The organism is [Flexibacter] sp. ATCC 35103 (assembly GCF_001975985.1).
GTDB lineage: Bacteria > Bacteroidota > Bacteroidia > Flavobacteriales > Flavobacteriaceae > Flavobacterium.
The window spans coordinates 628,104-647,063 of sequence record NZ_MTQF01000004.1; the positions used below are offsets into that span (position 1 = coordinate 628,104).

At 32.9% G+C, this 18,960-nt stretch carries 13 protein-coding genes and 3 tRNA genes; 10 read left to right on the forward strand and 6 right to left on the reverse strand.

Features of this window, described 5'->3' with window-relative positions; translation table 11 throughout:
• Positions 1–3 precede the first annotated feature (3 nt).
• The 3 genes from BXU01_RS10730 (at position 4) to BXU01_RS10740 (ending at position 6,058) form a co-directional block, all read left to right on the forward strand.
• Positions 4–840 (forward strand): ABC transporter permease, encoded by an 837-nt coding sequence (locus BXU01_RS10730; RefSeq protein WP_083693205.1) that lies wholly within the window; start codon positions 4–6, stop codon positions 838–840.
• Between the two features lie 15 nt (positions 841–855).
• On the forward strand, positions 856–3,210 hold the full coding sequence (locus BXU01_RS10735) for a T9SS type B sorting domain-containing protein (protein WP_083693206.1): 2,355 nt from the start codon (positions 856–858) through the stop codon (positions 3,208–3,210).
• Positions 3,211–3,271: 61 nt separating this feature from the next.
• Positions 3,272–6,058 carry a T9SS type B sorting domain-containing protein gene (locus tag BXU01_RS10740; RefSeq protein ID WP_083693207.1) on the forward strand — a complete coding sequence of 929 codons (2,787 nt, stop codon included), beginning with the start codon at positions 3,272–3,274 and terminating at the stop codon, positions 6,056–6,058.
• A 143-nt stretch (positions 6,059–6,201) separates the two neighbouring features.
• Here the strand turns inward: BXU01_RS10740 and typA are convergent, their stop codons facing one another.
• Positions 6,202–7,998 carry a translational GTPase TypA gene (gene typA / locus BXU01_RS10750; RefSeq protein ID WP_056252450.1) on the reverse strand — a complete coding sequence of 599 codons (1,797 nt, stop codon included), beginning with the start codon at positions 7,996–7,998 and terminating at the stop codon, positions 6,202–6,204.
• Positions 7,999–8,220: 222 nt separating this feature from the next.
• Here typA and BXU01_RS10755 point away from each other — a divergent pair, with 222 nt between their 5' ends.
• Both BXU01_RS10755 and BXU01_RS10760 read left to right on the forward strand, forming a co-directional pair.
• The gene (locus BXU01_RS10755) at positions 8,221–9,876 is read left to right on the forward strand and encodes a PAS domain S-box protein (RefSeq protein WP_255373741.1); all 1,656 of its coding nucleotides are present in this window, start codon (positions 8,221–8,223) and stop codon (positions 9,874–9,876) included.
• A gap of 5 nt (positions 9,877–9,881) precedes the next feature.
• On the forward strand, positions 9,882–10,295 hold the full coding sequence (locus tag BXU01_RS10760) for a response regulator (RefSeq protein ID WP_083693210.1): 414 nt from the start codon (positions 9,882–9,884) through the stop codon (positions 10,293–10,295).
• Positions 10,296–10,625: 330 nt separating this feature from the next.
• Here BXU01_RS10760 and rpsT read toward each other — a convergent pair whose 3' ends face one another.
• The 5 genes from rpsT to proS form a co-directional block, all read right to left on the reverse strand.
• Positions 10,626–10,877 carry a 30S ribosomal protein S20 gene (rpsT, locus tag BXU01_RS10770; RefSeq protein WP_055095632.1) on the reverse strand — a complete coding sequence of 84 codons (252 nt, stop codon included), beginning with the start codon at positions 10,875–10,877 and terminating at the stop codon, positions 10,626–10,628.
• A 154-nt stretch (positions 10,878–11,031) separates the two neighbouring features.
• Positions 11,032–11,103, reverse strand: a tRNA-Glu gene (locus tag BXU01_RS10775).
• Positions 11,104–11,148: 45 nt separating this feature from the next.
• Positions 11,149–11,220, reverse strand: a tRNA-Glu gene (locus BXU01_RS10780).
• Between the two features lie 44 nt (positions 11,221–11,264).
• Positions 11,265–11,336 (reverse strand) — tRNA-Glu (locus tag BXU01_RS10785).
• A gap of 77 nt (positions 11,337–11,413) precedes the next feature.
• Positions 11,414–12,892 (reverse strand): proline--tRNA ligase, encoded by a 1,479-nt coding sequence (gene proS, locus BXU01_RS10790; protein ID WP_083693212.1) that lies wholly within the window; start codon positions 12,890–12,892, stop codon positions 11,414–11,416.
• 101 nt (positions 12,893–12,993) lie between these two features.
• Here proS and BXU01_RS10795 point away from each other — a divergent pair, with 101 nt between their 5' ends.
• The 5 genes from BXU01_RS10795 to BXU01_RS10815 all read left to right on the forward strand — a co-directional run bounded on the left by BXU01_RS10795 (position 12,994) and on the right by BXU01_RS10815 (position 18,609).
• A complete protein-coding gene (locus BXU01_RS10795; protein ID WP_083693213.1) occupies positions 12,994–13,977 on the forward strand; it encodes a hypothetical protein in 984 nt (327 codons plus the stop codon).
• 46 nt (positions 13,978–14,023) lie between these two features.
• Positions 14,024–15,526, forward strand: a complete 1,503-nt coding sequence (locus tag BXU01_RS10800; protein ID WP_083693214.1) for an OmpP1/FadL family transporter — start codon at positions 14,024–14,026, stop codon at positions 15,524–15,526.
• 219 nt (positions 15,527–15,745) lie between these two features.
• Entirely contained in the window at positions 15,746–17,059 is a 1,314-nt protein-coding gene (rimO, locus tag BXU01_RS10805) for a 30S ribosomal protein S12 methylthiotransferase RimO (protein WP_083693215.1), read from the forward strand.
• A gap of 42 nt (positions 17,060–17,101) precedes the next feature.
• On the forward strand, positions 17,102–17,671 hold the full coding sequence (locus BXU01_RS10810; RefSeq protein WP_083693216.1) for a hypothetical protein: 570 nt from the start codon (positions 17,102–17,104) through the stop codon (positions 17,669–17,671).
• A 32-nt stretch (positions 17,672–17,703) separates the two neighbouring features.
• Positions 17,704–18,609: an N-acetylmuramoyl-L-alanine amidase gene (locus tag BXU01_RS10815; RefSeq protein WP_083693217.1), complete on the forward strand. Its 906-nt coding sequence runs from the start codon at positions 17,704–17,706 to the stop codon at positions 18,607–18,609.
• Positions 18,610–18,960 lie beyond the last annotated feature (351 nt).

The window sequence follows — 18,960 nt, forward strand, 5'->3', positions numbered from 1 at the left end:
ACCATGAACAGACTTATCGCTATAGAATTACAAAAAATCTGGAAAAACAAAGCCAGTCGTGTACTTACCTTAACTTACTTTATTTTACTTTCATTTATTGCATTGCTGGCATCCATTAAGTTTAATATTGGTCCAATTCGTATTGATCCTTCAGAAATGGGATTTTTCAATTTTCCTTATATATGGCATCTTACCACTTATATCGCTGCTTTGCTAAAGTTTTTTCTGGCTATTGTAATTGTTTCAATGATGGCAAATGAATACAGTTACGGCACTTTAAAACAAAACTTAATTGATGGTTTAAGTAAAAAAGAATTCATTTTATCAAAGTTTTTAACTGTTGTACTATTTTCATTAATCTCTACAATTTTTGTTTTTATAATGAGCTTAATTTTAGGACTTTGTTTTTCATCTTATACTGAATTTGGTATCATTTTTTCAGATCTAAACTATCTTTTGGCTTTTTTTATAAAATTAACGGGGTTCTTTTCTTTCTGTTTATTTTTAGGAATTTTGATTAAACGTTCTGCTTTTGCATTAGGTTTTTTATTGGTTTGGAATTTTATTGAATGGATTTTGAAACTTGTTTTGATTTTTATAGTTTTCCCAAACAGCAATAAGGCAGATTATATTACACGATTTTTTCCTTTAGAATCAATGTCTAATTTAATAATTGAACCTATTACAAGGTTATCAGTAATTAGAAGTATAGGATCGCAGATGGGCGTTGCGAATACAAAAGATTACAGTGTTCATTATTTCTCAATTCTGATTGTTTTAGTATGGACATTTTTATTTATTTACTTTTCTTACAAACTACTAAAAAATAGAGATTTGTAGTATATTTGTCAGACTATGAATTATTTTAAAGTTGCTTTGTTTGTTACATTAATGTGCTTGTTTTCTGTAAAGATTAAGGCACAAAATATTACTGTAGATGCCACAAAAACGCCTGATGAATTAGTAAAGAACATCCTGATCAACAGTTCCTGCATAAATATTGGAACTGTTAATGCCTCTGGAAATCCGGATAATACAGGAAACAGTTATGCTTATTTTAATTCTACAGGCAGTAGTTTTCCTTTTTCGGGGGGAATTGTTTTAAGTACATCTCCAAGTAAAAATGCAGCGGGTCCTTTTAATCAATCAACTTCTCAGGGACAAACGAATAAAAACTGGAAGGGTGACGCTGATTTAGAAAAAGCAATAAATAAAGACGGAAGCACTCAGGCAACAGTTCTGGAATTTGATTTTGTAGCCTTAACAAACTCCATTAGTTTCAACTATATTTTTGCCTCTAATGAATATCAGACCTATTACCCTTGTGAATATTCTGATGGTTTCGCTTTTTTGATAAAAGAAGCAGGAACCACAGACGATTATAAAAACTTAGCCGTTTTACCCAACACTTCTACTCCTGTTTCATCTACTACAGTTCATACGAAAATAGAACCTGTTTTTATGAACGGACAGAGTTTTAGTGGATGCGAAGCTGTAAATGAAAACTTTTTTAACGGTTATAATACCGTAAATAGTCCTATCAATTATGCCGGACAAACAGTAGTCATGAACGCTCAAACGGAAGTTATTCCCAATAAAACATATCATCTTAAATTAGTAATTGCAGATGATCCAACAGGTCAGTATAACTCTGCAGTTTTTATTGAAGCCGGAAGTTTTGTATCGACAATAAATTTTGGGGTCGATAAAACAATTGCTAATAATAATCCAGCTTGTTTTGGAGAAGATGTAGCCCTGGATACTCAATTAAATAGTGCTTTGTATAGTTTTAAATGGCTAAAACAAGACGCAAGTAATAATTATGTTGAAATTATTCCTGCCGAAACTGGCTCAGTATATAACGTTAAAACAACAGGAAATTATAAAGTCGAAGCAACCTTAACAGGCACAACTTGTGTGTCTACTGGCGAAATAAAGATTGAATATGCTCCTGAAATACTCTCAACCAACACAAGCCTATTGCAATGTGATGATGACACAGACGGCATTTCTGATTTCAATTTAACAAAAGTTGATAATATTATCAAAAATAATGTCGCTGAAACTCTTAATAAAGGGTTTTATGAGTCCTTAACAGATGCTCAGTCAAAGACAAATCCAATTCTAACTCCCGAAAAATATACTAATAAAGTCCCAGACCAAATTGTTTATGCCAGACTGGAGAATCAATATGGCTGTTTTAAAATTGCCGAAGTAACATTAAAAATTTCAAACACAACAATTCCAGATCAAAACCCAATAGCAACTTGTGATAGTGATGAAAAACAAGATGGTTTTTATCAATTTGATCTTGAAGCAGAAGTAACTCCACAATTCTCAACAGGCTTACCAAGTGGTTTGGTTTTTAAATATTATTTAAGTACAAATGATGCTTTAATAGATAAAAATGCATTACCCAACATGTTTAAAAACACAACTCCTTACAGCCAGATAATTTATGGAAAAGCAACAAATGGAGCTGATTGTTTTGATATAAAGCCTGTAACACTTGTGGTAAATACATTTAATCCTCCTAATTTTGAAAATGAAACAGAATATGTATGCAAAGGAGAAGAAATAACATTAAGTGTTGCTTCAAATTTCATCAGTTATTTGTGGAATACGGGAAACACAACTAATGCAATAAAAATAAATTCAGCAGGCGATTATTCCATAACTGTTACAGATGAAAATGGTTGTGAAAAAACCAAAAATTTTAAAGTGATTTCATCTGAACCGGCTTTAATAACAGAGACTATTGTAAAGGATTTTTCAGGAACTGACAATTCCGTACTTATAAAATATACCGGAATTGGAAATTACGAATTTTCATTAGATGGAAACGTCTTTCAGAATGATTCTTTATTTACGGCTGTAAATCCGGGAATTTATTATGCAATTGCCAGAGACAAAAATGGTTGCGGATTATCTAATTCCGTTATTGTTTATGTTTTAGACTTTCCAAGGTTTTTTACACCTAACGGAGATGGATACAATGATTTATGGTATATTAAAAACATAGATCAGCTTCCTGATTATAAAATCTTTATTTTTGATCGTTACGGAAAATTATTAAAAGAAATGAACCAAAACAGCGATGGCTGGAATGGTACTTTTAATAGTCAGCAATTACCTTCAGATGATTACTGGTTTACGTTACAATTTGTAGATGGCGAAAATATAAAAGGTCATTTTAGTCTTAAGAGATAAAAAATAAATATTCAATTTATTTCTTACACGTTTTTGTATATTTGAGTTTGATGAAAAATATATGAAATCTATCCGATTAATACCATTCATTTTATTACTCATTACAATCCCTACTTTTGCACAAAAAGAGGCGGCTATCTGGTATTTTGGTTATGGAGCAGGATTAGATTTCAATTCTGGAAGTCCAATGACCTTAACAAATGGAAAACTATTTACAAATGAAGGATGTACTAGTATTTCTGATAAAAATGGAAGCCTTCTGTTTTATACAGACGGGTCGATTGTTTATGACAAAAACAATCAGATTATGCCTAACGGAACAGGATTATTAGGTCATCGCTCCAGCACACAATCAGCAATTATAGTCCCAAAACCAAAAGATCCAAATCTATATTATATATTCACGGTAGATGAACCTAATCCTCAAAATGCGGATAATAATCCAAACAATGATGAAGATGCCCCAAATAATGGTTTAAACTTTTCTGTAGTCGATCTTAGGTTAAATAATGGTAATGGGGACATCATTTCTACTCAAAAAAACATTCATCTTATTACATATGACATTAATAATGCGGAAGATATAAAATTTAAATGCTCCGAGAAAATTACTGCCGTACAACATAGTGATGGTATTTCGTTTTGGATAATCACCCATTTCAAAAACACATTTTACAGCTTCAAAATCAGCACTGATGGCGTAAACCAAACTCCAATAAAAACAATAACATCTCAAAATATTCCTCTGGGAGGATACAACACAAATGCAATTGGTTATTTAAAAGCTTCACCAAATGGTAAAAAAATTGCCATGGCAAATATGGCAACAAAAACCTCTAATGATTTTAATCAAAATGGTCAGATAAAAAGAAAAACAGGAAATGTTTGTCTCTATGATTTCGATACAAATAACGGTATTTTAAATAATGAAATAACAATATTAAACAATATCGATCCTTATGGCGTCGAGTTTTCTCCTAAAACAACAAAACTATATGTTACTTTTAACAGGTATAATGATCTTAATGGTAGTTCTCTTGGAAGTACTCTTATACAATTTGATTTAAAAAAAGCAGATATAACAGGTTCTCAACAAATAATCAATTCCTCAAATTATGTTGCAGGTGCATTACAACTTGCTATTGATGAAAAAATTTACAGATCAGGTTATTCAAACACTGATAACAATGGCAACAAGTTATCTGTAATAAACAATCCTGAATTTGACGGAATAAATTGCAATTATATTCAAAATAAAATCGACCTAAAAGGTGGGATTTCAAAATTAGGCCTTCCTCCATTTATCACTTCTCTTTTCCTTTACACATTTGATTACGAATTTAACTGTCTAGGACAATCAACACATTTCTTTGTGAATTCTTCTGAAAAAATAGATACATTTTTATGGAATTTTGGAGATGGAAATACTTCAAATAAAAAAGAGGCCTTTCATATTTATACAAAACCGGGAGATTATAAAGTAACACTTATCAAAACTGTCAATGGTGAAAACAGAGAACCAATCGAACGAATGGTAACTATTTATGAAAATCCTTCAGTAATTGCGACTCCTTATAAATTAATTCAATGCGACACACAGGATAGCAACTCATTAGACGGATTGGCAACTTTTAATCTTTCTGCAGCAAACGAACCAATTTCACTAGGGAATAAAGATTACAAAGTATTTTTCTACCATAATAAAACTGATGCTGAAAATGATATAACAAATACCTCGTCAATTGATCCTATTTACAGAAACATTACGCGTAATGAACAACTTTATGCAAAAATAAGTCAATCAAATTCATCATGTTATAGTTTTACAACTATAATATTACAAGCAAATCCTAATATTTCTATTATTCCAGATGACTTTCACAAATGTGATTCTGGTGATAGAAAAGCAGAATTCGACTTAGAACAAAAAAAGCAACTTATTAAAACTCAATTAAACCTGCCTTCCGATATTAAATTATTTTTTTACGATACCGAAAATAATGCTGCTTTATCATTGAACGAACTTAAAAACACGATTACAACAAGTTCAAAGACCGTATTTGTACGAGCTGAAAATGCCGATGGTTGTTATGGAACAGGGAAATTTGACTTGATTGTAGACCCGATTCCCACTTTAATACCACAATCTGAAAAAGTGATATGTGAATCAGTCCCTAATGCAACTGTAATTTTAGAATCGGGAGTTGAATTATCTGAAATTAACAATTACACTTATTTATGGTCAACCGGAAATATTACACCCACAATTACTGTGAATAAAGAAGGAAATTACAATGTAATAGTAAAAAACAAAGCAGGTTGCTCTACTAAAATTGATATTCCCGTAAAAACATCACATCTTGCCTTTATAAATGAAATTGAAATTAATGATCTTAATAGCTTAAACGAAATTATTATAGATGTAAATAATCCTCAAGATTATAAATATAGAATTCATTTTCAGGATGGAACATTTAGTGATTTTCAAAACTTAGCTATTTTCGAAAATATACCGGGAGGATTCCATGAACTAATTATTGAAAACATTGATGGATGCGGAAGAATAGTAAAAAGTTTTGCCGTATTGAATTCTCCCAAATTTTTTACTCCCAATAATGATGGCTATAATGACTATTGGAATTTTAGCGGAATAAATGACCCTATCTACAAGAATGCTGTTATTTATATTTATGATCGTTATGGAAAACTGTTAAAACAATTATCACCGTTTGAATTAGGATGGGATGGAACTTACAATAAGGAACCAATGCCATCTTCTGATTATTGGTTTACCATTCAGCTTGAGGATGGCAGACAAAGAAAAGGTCATTTTAGTCTTAAGAGATAAAAAACTAAAAACAATATTCGCATTTGATCTCAACAGTATAAAGATTGAGATTATTCAAAAAACAGGATATAAAAAAATCCCAAATTCCAGTTCCGAGGCTTCGGTAGGAATTTGGGATTTTTATATTAAATGTAGAAAAGTATTTAGATTTTAAATCTTTTTCTATCAGTTTCTGTCAAATAGATTTTTCTCAAACGAATAGATTTTGGAGTTACCTCTACATATTCATCTTTTTGAATGTACTCTAAAGCTTCCTCTAATGAGAAAATAATTGGAGGGATAATTCTTGCTTTTTCATCATTTCCAGAAGAACGAACGTTAGATTGTTTTTTCTCTTTAGTTACGTTCACACACATATCATCAGCACGAGAGTTTTCTCCAATTACCTGACCTTCGTAAATTTCAGCATTTGGTTCAACAAAAAATTTACCACGATCTTGCAATTTATCGATAGAATAAGGAATCGCTTTTCCTTTTTCCATAGAAATCAATGAACCTTTGTTACGTCCTGCAATTTCTCCTTTGTAAGGCTCATATCCAATAAAACGGTGCGCCATAATAGCCTCACCAGCTGTTGCAGTAAGTAATTGGTTACGCAATCCAATAATTCCACGAGATGGAATATTAAATTTCACAATCATACGCTCCCCTTTAGTTTCCATAGAAAGCATTTCTCCTTTACGCAATGTAACGAATTCAACTGCTCTACCTGAAAGGTTTTCTGGTAAATCGATTGTCAATTCCTCAATCGGCTCACATTTTTTACCATCAATTTCTTTGATGATAACTTGTGGCTGACCAATTTGTAACTCATACCCTTCTCTTCTCATTGTTTCAATAAGAACAGATAAGTGAAGTACTCCACGACCAAAAACCATGAATTTATCTGCAGAATCAGTTTCACCTAACTTCATAGCTAAGTTTTTCTCTAATTCTTTTGTTAATCTTTCTCTAATATGACGAGAAGTTACAAATTTACCCTCTTTACCAAAGAAAGGTGAGTCATTGATAGTAAACAACATACTCATTGTAGGCTCATCGATATCAATCGTTTTTAGACCTTCAGGATTTTCATGATCAGCAATAGTATCACCAATTTCAAAACCTTCAACTCCAATGATTGCACAAATATCTCCAGCAATAACCTCTTGTACTTTTTTACGACCAAGTCCTTCAAAAGTATGAAGTTCTTTGATACGAGATTTAGATACCGTACCATCTCTTTTTACTAATGAGATTGGCATACCTTCTTTAAGAACTCCTCTTTCAAGACGACCAATAGCAATACGACCTGTAAAGGCTGAGAAATCTAAAGAAGTAATCAACATTTGTGGTGTTCCTTCAGAAACTTTAGGAGCAGGTACATTAGCAACAACCATATCTAATAATGCTTCAACATTATCAGTTACGTTTTCCCAATGATCAGACATCCAGTTGTTTTTAGCAGAACCATAAACTGTTGGGAAATCCAACTGCCATTCTTCAGCACCTAATTCAAACATTAAGTCAAAAACTTTCTCATGAACTTCTTCAGGAGTACAGTTTTCTTTATCAACTTTATTGATAACTACACAAGGCTTTAAACCTAAGTCAATCGCTTTTTGTAATACAAAACGCGTTTGTGGCATTGGACCTTCAAAAGCATCAACTAGCAAACATACACCATCGGCCATGTTTAATACACGTTCTACTTCTCCTCCAAAATCCGCGTGGCCTGGAGTATCGATAATATTGATTTTTGTTCCTTTATATTGAACTGAAACGTTTTTTGAAGTAATAGTAATACCTCTCTCACGCTCTAAATCGTTATTATCAAGAATTAAATCACCTGTGTTTTCGTTGTCACGAAATAATTGACAGTGATACATAATTTTATCAACCAAAGTGGTTTTACCGTGATCGACGTGGGCAATAATTGCAATATTTCTAATAGATTCCATCTGAGATTTTTAATGGGTGCAAAGGTACACTTTATTTTGATATAAAAAACGTTTCTGCGATAGTTTGCGTATAGACAAGTAATTAGTTCGTTAAATCAATGTAAATTTTACACTCAAAATGGACTTTGTGTGTTGTTTAATTATACTTTATTTAACTATATTTGAGTAATGAAAAGTAAAACTCTCCAAATTACTCTAATTTACGTTATCATATCGCTAATTATGGCATCAGTCTGTCATAAAATACTTATTACTTACTTTTCTAAACTGGAATACTTTTATTTATTTTTATTAAAAGATATTCTTTTTATCCTCTCTACAGGTTTTATCTTCAAATATATACTTTCAAAAAATGAAAGAAAAAATGTTTCTGTTTTTGAAAAATTAAAGAGCACAAATGAAGAAATCAAGGAATCAAATGAAAAATACGATATCGTTGCAAAAGCAACAAGCGACACAATTTGGGATTGGAAAATTCAGGAAGACAGCATTAACTGGAATAAAGGAATAGAAAATATTTTTGGTTACAAATCGGCAGAAGTCGGAAAAACATCAAAATGGTGGTTTGACAAAATTCATCCTGAGGATAGTATCAGAATGTCGATTAAACTGTATTCATTTATTGAACAAAAAACAGAAAAGTGGCAAGATCAATATCGTTTCAGATGTGCTGACGGAACTTATAAATATGTTCTTGATCGTGGTTTTTTATTAAAAGACGAAAACGGGAGAGCCATCAGAATGATTGGAGCCATTCAGGATATTACCAAGCAAAAAGAGGAAGAACAACGATTAAAACTCTTAGAAACCGTAATTACACAATCTAAAGATTCAATCTTAATCACTGAAGCAAACTCACTAGACCGAAAAATTCCTAAAATAGTGTATGTAAATCCCGCATTCTCACACATGTCAGGATATCTTTCGCATGAAATAATAGGAAAGTCTACAAATATATTCAAAGGACCAAAATCTGATTCTGAAGAATTAAAAAAACTATTGAGAGCAATAAAAAACGAAGAAGAATGCCTCATAGAAACCATTAGCTACACAAAGAAAAATGAAGAATACTGGGTTCGATTTTCTATGATTCCAATTTTTAATAACGAAGGTGTTATCTCGCATTGGATTTCTATACAAAGAGATATAACTGATGAGAAAAAATTAGAGACAGAAAAAGAGCATCTTATCAGAGAACTAACTCAAAACAACAAGGATTTAAAACAATTTTCATACATCACATCACATAATTTAAGAGCGCCTTTATCAAATCTAATCGGATTATTAAATCTTATTGAAGATATTGCCATTGAAAATCCGGAATTAGAAGAAATTCTTGCCGGATTCACCAAATCAACTCATCTCTTAAACGAAACAATCAATGATTTAGTAAAAGTCATTATCATTAAAGACAACCCTTCTATGCAAAAAGAAGAAGTATCTTTAAAAGAGGTCTTCGAAAATGTATTTAGTCAATTATCTTTTCAAATCGAATTGCACAAACCAATAATCAAATTAAATTTTGAAAAAGTTCCTTTATTAAACACAAACAAAGCATATATCGAAAGTATTTTACTTAATTTGCTTACCAACTCCATTAAATATAAATCAGAGAATAGAAAATTAAAAATATCAATTACCGCAGAACAAATTGACCATCAGGCAATTTTAACTTTTAAAGACAACGGAATTGGTATTGACCTGGAAAGAAATGGCGACAAAGTTTTTGGTCTTTATCAAAGATTTCACAACTATCCTGACAGCAAAGGATTAGGCTTATATCTCGTAAAATCACAGGTAGAAACAATGGGAGGAACAATAAGTATTGAAAGCGAAGTAAATAAAGGAACAACATTTACAATAACATTTAAAAATTAATTTTTATGCTGGAGCAAATTTTATGCATTGACGACGACCCCATCACATTAATGTTATGTAAAAAAGTAATTTCAAAATCATCATTTTCAAAAGAAATCATCACAGCTCAAAATGGAGAAGAAGCGCTACACCATTTTAATAATTTAAAATACACTAACAATAAAAACAAAGTAAATAAAAAACCGGAATTAATATTCTTAGACCTAAACATGCCTGTCATGGGTGGCTGGGAATTTCTGGACCACTTTACTTCTGCCGCTTATGCAGACTTTAATACCGCACAGGTAATTGTATTATCATCTACAATTGATCCTGACGATTTAGCCAAAGCAAAAAAATATCCTATCATTATAGATTTTCTCTCAAAACCAATTACACAACCCATGTTAGAATATCTAAAGAAGAAAATAGCAAAATAACATTTCAATCAATATTATTCGATTCTAATGGACGTTACCCTCCAAGCTATACTATCTGCTAAATCTTTTGTTCCGTATATTTATAAAATCTGTGTTATCACAAAAGGATATCTCTGCTATCTCTAATACAATCAACAAAATCTCAATTCCGCAAGAATTACTGCAAACAAATCGAAATAAAAAATTCCAAATTCCACTAAAAGCAGCTAAAGTAAGCGCATATAAATTGGAATTTGGAATTTATTTTTTGGAATTTATCTCAGTTTTCTTCAAACAAAAAAAAGTCCTCTAAAAGAGGACTTTTTATATATTTTAGGAAATTGTAGTTAATTACAATTTAGCAACATGCTTAGTTAATTTAGACTTCAAGTTAGAAGCTTTATTATCATGAATGATGTTCTTTTTAGCTAATTTATCAATCATAGAGATTACAGTTGATAATTTTGAAGTTGCATCAGCTTTATCAGTAGCTATTCTTAATGCTTTAATAGCATTACGAGTAGTTTTATGTTGATATCTGTTAAGAACTCTTCTTTTTTCGTTACTTCTGATTCTTTTTAATGCTGACTTATGATTTGCCATTTTCTTTTAATTTTAGATGTAATAATTATTATAAATACTAGTTAAAAAAGAAAAACCTCCCACAATTGTTAAACAATCACTTTGGTTTTAACTAATAAAACAAAAACCGAGACACCAATTTTTATTTTACAAAACTTATTCACAACTAATTTTGTAGTCTGTAAGGGAATCGAACCCCTGTTACCAGGACGAAAGCCTGGAGTCCTAACCCCTAGACGAACAGACCAATATCGTTCTAAGTTTTTTCTATATTTAAATAGAGGTATTATTGTAGCCCGTAGCGGAATCGAACCGCTCTTACATGGATGAAAACCATGCGTCCTAACCGATAGACGAACGGGCCATTTTAATTCTCATTATTTAAAGAACAATTCGCAGAAAAAGTAGTAGCCCGTAGCGGAATCGAACCGCTCTTACATGGATGAAAACCATGCGTCCTAACCGATAGACGAACGGGCCTGCTTCTCTAATGCGGATGCAAAAATACAACTATTTTTAAGATGTACAATACCTGATGCAAAAAAAATTAAAAAAAATTAATACGCCTTCGCAAACAACACTCTTTTTGAGGAAGGATTACCAGTAAACACACAGGTTCCCGCCTCATCAATAGCATCTAAAGGAATACATCTAATTGTCGCTTTTGTTAAATCTTTTATCTTCTCTTCGGTCTCAGCAGTACCATCCCAATGAGCTGATACAAATCCTGCTTTACCGTCTAAAACTTCTTTAAATTCCTCAAAACTATTCACTTCCGTAATATGTGTATTACGATAGTCTAATGCTTTGTTAAATAAATCAGCCTGAATCTGCTCTAACAAGTCATTTATATAAGTAACAATTCCTTCGCCAGAAACCGTCTCTTTTGTCAATGTATCACGTCTTGCCACTTCAAAAGTTCCATTTTCTAAATCTTTTGGCCCAACAGCAATTCTCACAGGAACACCTTTCAACTCCCATTCAGCAAATTTAAACCCTGGTTTTTGAGTTGTTCTGTCGTCATATTTAACAGATATTCTTAATTTTTTAAGTTTAGCCGTTAAATCATTTACTGCAGCTGTAATTTCAGCCAATTGCTCGTCTGTTTTATAAATAGGTACAATTACAACTTGTATTGGCGCTAAATTTGGAGGCAACACTAATCCCTGATCATCAGAATGTGTCATAACCAAAGCTCCCATTAAACGAGTAGAAACTCCCCAAGAGGTTCCCCATACGTGTTCTTGTTTCCCTTCGGCATTTGCAAACTTCACATCAAAAGCTTTTGCAAAGTTCTGACCTAAAAAGTGCGATGTTCCTGCTTGTAACGCTTTACCATCCTGCATTAAAGCTTCGATACAATACGTTTCATCTGCACCAGCAAAACGTTCTGTTTCAGTTTTTATACCTTTTACAACCGGAATAGCCATAAAATCCTGAACAAAATCTGCATAAACATTCATCATTTTCTCAGACTCTTCTAATGCTTCAGCTTTTGTAGCATGAGCCGTATGTCCTTCCTGCCATAAAAACTCAGCAGTTCTTAAAAACAATCTCGTACGCATTTCCCAACGAACCACATTAGCCCATTGATTAATTAATAAAGGTAAATCTCTGTAAGATTGCACCCATCCTTTATATGTAGACCAAATAATTGCCTCACTTGTTGGACGAACAATTAGTTCTTCCTCTAACTTAGCATTAGGATCAACCATTAGTTTTCCGGGTTTATCCGGGTCATTTTTTAATCTGTAATGTGTTACGATAGCGCACTCTTTTGCAAATCCTTCTGCATTTTTCTCTTCTGCCTCAAACATGCTCTTAGGCACAAATAAAGGGAAGTACGCATTTTGATGTCCTGTTTCTTTAAACATTCGATCTAACTCAGCCTGCATTTTTTCCCAAATAGCATATCCGTACGGTTTTATAACCATACATCCTCTAACGCCTGAATTTTCGGCTAGATCTGCTTTTACAACCAGCTCGTTATACCATTTTGAATAATCTTCTGATCTTGTAGTGAGGTTCTTACTCATATTGAATAGTTTGGCACAAATTTTGTTTTATTAATTTTAACTAAATAGTTTGACAAAACTAACTATTTTTGTAATGTGCAACAATAAAAAACACCACAGATATGAAAACTTATACTTCTCTTCGCCAAAACTCAAGTCATATTTACTTAATTGGATTACTGAGTTTTCTTTTAGCATCGTGTGGTTCTTACCAAAATACTTCATATAATGATAATGACGGAGTATATGGTGGCTCACCAAGAACGTATGCTCAGACAAATACTACAAATGCTAACAATCAATATAAAGATTATTTTAAATCTTTGCAAGACGATAATCAGCCAACTGAAATTTTCACAGATGTTGACAGCTATGGCAATTATCAGGATAATGACAGCACACAAACAGTCGCAACTGCTTACCCGGCTTGGGGAAGCGCCAATTCAGAAGTTTCAGTAAATGTTTACTCTGACCCTACATGGTCAATGGGATTCGGATTTGGTTTTGGATACCCATATTACGGTTACGGATACGGAGGAGGTTATTGGGGCTACCCTGGATACGGCTGGGGATATCCTGGATACTGGGGAGGCGGATGGGGCTACCCTGGATATTACAGACCTTATTACGGATACAACAACTACTCTTACAGTTATGGAAGAAGAGGTTCCGCTTCATATTACGGAGGCAGAAATTACGCTTCTAACAGAAACTTTGCTACAAACAGAGGCTATAACAGTAACAGAAACTACAGCACAAGCAGAAACTATACTACAAATAGAGGAAGTTATACTACCAACAGACAAAATGGCTACTCTGACTATAGAAGAAGCTCATCTGTAAACGGGAGAACATACAACTCTTCAAGCCCAACTTTTACAAACAGACGAAGCACAACTCAAGGTCAAAATAATAGCTACGATTACTCTAACAGAAGATCAAGTAGCAATACAACAACCAGAAGTTATGATGGTGGTAATTCATCAAGAAGTTACTCCCCTAGTCCATCTCGTTCTATGAACAGTGGCGGCGGTGGCGGAAGCATGAGATCATCTGGCGGCGGCGGCGGAAGATCATATGGCGGAGGCGGTGGTGGAAGAAGATAATCTCTTCATTCACTTATCTAAAAAATCACATAAAAACTTTACCCAAATGAAAAAAATATTATTCCTACTTATTACAGGACTAACAGCTAGCGTCTCACATTCGCAAGAAGTATCTAATGCTGTTCGTTATGCACAAGACAATTTAACCGGAACGGCACGATTTAGAGCAATGAGCGGTGCATTTGGCGCAGTTGGCGGAGACTTATCCTCGATGAGTGTCAATCCTGCAGGATCTGCCATTTTCTCTAATAATCAAACTGGCATAAGTTTTAGCAACCAAAATATTAAAAATAACTCTAATTATTTTGGAACCCAGACAAGTGATAAAGAAAATTCATTTATCCTAAACCAGGCAGGTGCTATTTTTGTTTTTCATGATCATAATCCAAGCAACAACTGGAAAAAAATTGCAATTGGAGCAACTTATGAAAATACAAATAATTTCGACAATAGTATTGTATCAGTAGGGACAAATCCAACAAATTCTATTGATAAATATTTCTTAGCCTACGCTAATGGTATTCCTTTAAGCACTATTACAGGAATTCCTTATAAAAACCTTTTTTATGATGAACAACAAGCCTATTTTGGGTATAAAGGTTTTGTAATAAACCCTGTCACAGATACTGACAATAATACTCAATACACATCAAATGTACCTGCCGGTGGTAACTACTATCATGAAAACGAAGTTTACACCAGCGGATACAATAGCAAACTAAGCTTTAATATCGCAACATCCTATAAAGACAGAATTTATCTGGGAGCGAACTTAAATGTACACATAACAGATTATAGAAGATCTAGCACTTTTTACGAAGACAACAGCAATCCATTAGAACCAACACCTACAATTTCAAATTTGCGTTTTAACAACGACTTATATACCTACGGTAATGGATTTTCTTTTCAACTTGGAGCAATTGCAAAAGTTACAGAATCATTTCGTCTTGGTTTAGCTTACGAATCAAATACCTGGTATGAGATGTATGATGAAGTTTCTCAAAGCCTTCATACAACTACACAAGCTGCGAACGGACCAGAAAATTATGCAGATGTAAGTCCTAACATTGTGAACGTTTACGATTCATATACTTTACAAACTCCAGGAAAAACAACTTTTAGCGCCGCTTATGTATTTGGAAAATCTGGATTAATTAGTGTTGACTACGCCATAAAAGATTATGCAAACACCAAATACAAACCAACTGATGATACTGGTTTTAGAGGCGTAAATAATGACATTAGCAATCAATTAACTACCAACGGAGAATTAAGAGTTGGTGCTGAATATAAAATAAAACAATTGAGTTTACGCGGCGGTTACCGTTTTGAAGGAAGTCCATATAAAAACGGAACAACTATAGGAGACACAAACAGTTATTCAGGGGGTCTGGGATATAATTTTGGAGGAACTAAACTAGATTTAGCTTACTCTTACTTAGAAAGAAAATCGAATCAGGGATTTTTCGCAACCGGATTTACTGACGGTGCTAACATTACATCGAAACTAAACAATGTTACTTTGACTTTATTATTTGAATTGTAATTAAGAATAAATAGATGAATTGAAATTTCCGTCAGGTTTACTTGACGGATTTTTTTTTAGCAATAGGGAAGCATATTCACTTCTCCTCCTTTATCTATGAAAAGATACATCAACAGTCTGGATAGCCATCAAAAAGCTTCATAAAAAACATCTAAAAGAAAGGTAAATAACCAGTGTTTGAATAAAAAAGTGTAATTTTGCACTCCAATTTATAAAAGTATGAGAACCAAGTCTTTAAAAAAGAACAAAATTAACGTAATCACTCTTGGGTGTTCGAAAAATGTATATGACAGTGAAGTCTTAATGGGACAGCTTCGTGCAAACGGAAAAGAAGTGACTCATGAGGCGCCTGCAGCAGAAGAAGGAAACATTATCGTAATCAACACTTGTGGTTTTATTGATAATGCTAAAGCAGAATCAGTAAATATGATTTTGGAATATGCAGATAAAAAAGACAGAGGATTAGTTGATAAAGTTTTTGTAACAGGATGCTTATCCGAGCGTTACAGACCTGATTTAGAAAAAGAAATTCCTAATGTAGATCAATATTTCGGTACAACAGAATTACCTCAGTTGCTGAAAGCTTTAGGAGCCGACTATAAACATGAGCTATTAGGAGAACGTTTGACAACAACTCCTAAAAACTATGCTTACCTGAAAATTGCGGAAGGTTGTGACAGACCTTGCAGCTTTTGCGCTATTCCGCTTATGCGTGGTAAACACGTTTCTCAATCTATCGAAAAACTGGTAAAAGAAGCGGAAGGTTTAGCTAAAAATGGCGTTAAAGAACTTATCTTAATTGCTCAGGATCTAACTTATTATGGTCTTGACATTTATAAAAAAAGGAACCTTGCGGAGCTTTTAGAAGCTTTGGCAAAAGTAGAAGGAATTGAATGGATTCGTTTGCATTACGCCTATCCTACAGGTTTTCCTATGGATGTTTTGGAATTAATGAAACGCGAACCTAAGATTTGTAATTATATTGATATTCCGTTGCAACACATCTCTGACTCTATTTTAAAATCTATGCGTCGTGGTACTACTCAGGCTAAAACGACTCAATTATTAAAAGATTTTCGTGCAGCTGTTCCGGGAATTGCAATTAGAACAACCCTGATTGTTGGATATCCAGGTGAAACACAGGAAGATTTTGAGATTTTGAAAGATTTTGTTCAGGAAATGAAATTTGACCGAATGGGATGTTTTGCTTATTCTCATGAAGAAAATACACATGCTTATTTATTAGAAGATGATGTTCCGGATGATGTAAAAAAAGCCAGAGCAAATGAAATAATGGAATTGCAGTCTCAAATTTCATGGGATTTAAACCAGGAAAAAGTAGGTCAGGTCTATAGATGCATTATTGATAGAAAAGAAGGCGCTCATTTTGTGGGAAGAAGTGAGTTTGACAGTCCGGATGTAGACAATGAAGTTTTAATTGATGCTTCTAAACATTATGTAAAAACTGGAGAATTTGTTAATATAAGAATAATAGAAGCAACAGAATTTGATTTATACGGAGAACCTGCTTAAATTTACGCTAAACAATTACCAATTTTAGATAAAAACAATTTTATGAAACCTATACAATCTTTATTTCTTTTGGTTTTTACTTTATTCTGCTTCAATTCTGTTTCAGCTCAATACGGAAATGGATACAATAACGGTTACGGAGGTGGCGGTTACGGAGGAAACGGATATGGAAGAGGTGGTGGAATGGGTATGGACAGAAGTATGATGGGAGGACCACAAGGTAATACCAGCAAACCTAAAGAAGCTCCTGTAGAAGAAACAGCTGCTAAAATTGTAGAACAAATGAAACCAGTAGTAAATCTTGATGAACTTCAGGCGATTGCTATTACAAATGTTTTTACTGACAGTATGAAGGAACAAGGAATTCTTTTGAAAAATGAAAGCAGCAGTCAGGATGAGAAATTAGAGCAAATTAAAGCTTTAAGAGAAAGTACTACAAAAAAAATCACTGCTTTTTTGAATCCTGATCAGATAGAAAAATATACTGCTTTTATGGCAGATTTTAAAGAAATCAAAAAACCTTCGAAATCAAAAAAGAAAAAAGATTCTAAAGAAAATAAAGACACAAAAGACGTTAAAGAAGATATAGAAACTAAAGAAATTAAAGAATAACGTTTCAAACTCGTCTTAAAACACAACTAACCATGGCAAAAAAACATTTTTGTTTCCTGATTCTGGGCCTTATTATTACTGCATGCTCAACAAACCCTTATAAAACCACAGAAAAGGTTTATGATCAGCAGCTTAAAACTTTAGAAAATCAAATTACAAGTAAAGAAGCTAAAGCAATTCCGGCTGTTAGTCCTGTTGTTATTGACACTACTTATGCAGCACAATTAGGGATCGTAAAAGATACTTTATCAAAAACCGGATCTACTTATTTATTAAATGGCGTAAATACGGAATGGATAGGAACAGTAAACTTTAATTTAAGAAAACCAAGCTTTATTGTTATTCATCATACTGCTCAGGATTCTATCCAGCAAACTATAAAAACTTTTACCATAACAAGAACACAAGTAAGTGCCCACTACATAATTTCTGAGAACGGAAAAGTCGTTCAAATGCTAAATGATTATTTAAGAGCATGGCATGCAGGAGCATCTACATGGGGAAAAAACACAGATTTAAACTCTTCTTCTATTGGTATTGAGCTTGATAATAATGGTTTCAAACCTTTTACAGAAGCACAAATTAGCAGCCTTGTAGCTCTTTTAACGAAATTAAAAAAAGATTATAATATTCCGACTCAAAACATATTAGGTCACGCAGATATCGCACCAGGCAGAAAACAAGATCCTAGCGCATTATTTCCGTGGAAAACCTTAGCAGAAAAAGGATTTGGAATCTGGCCTGATGAAATTTTAGAAGAGGCTCCATTTGATTTTAAAATCGAACCGGCTTTGAGAATTATTGGTTATAATACCAAGAATCTTTCAGCAGCAATTCAGGCTTTTAAATTACATTACATTCAAACCGATGTAACACCTACTTTAGATCGAAAAACAATAGATACCATCTACTCGATTTACAAAAAGCAACTTCAGTAAAAAGATAAGATATTAAAATATAAAACGCGTTTCTAAATATTTAGAGACGCGTTTTTTTATTTATTGTACTTATGCGATAACAATTAAAAAAAGATTTTTGCCACAGATTAAAAAAAGATTACTATTTTCTTTATATATGCTTTTTTACTGCTTATAGATATTGGTATAAAAAGATTTAATTCTAAAAAGAGTAAATGTTTTTATTTCATGCAGATTCTAGATTTGCGTGTATCTGCTTAAATCTTTTTTAAATCTGCGTGAAGAGAATCCATAAACTACTTCAACTGTTTATAAGAACTGTAGTTCTCGCAAAAAAAGTTTCAAATAAAAAAGCTGCCAAAACATTAGTAT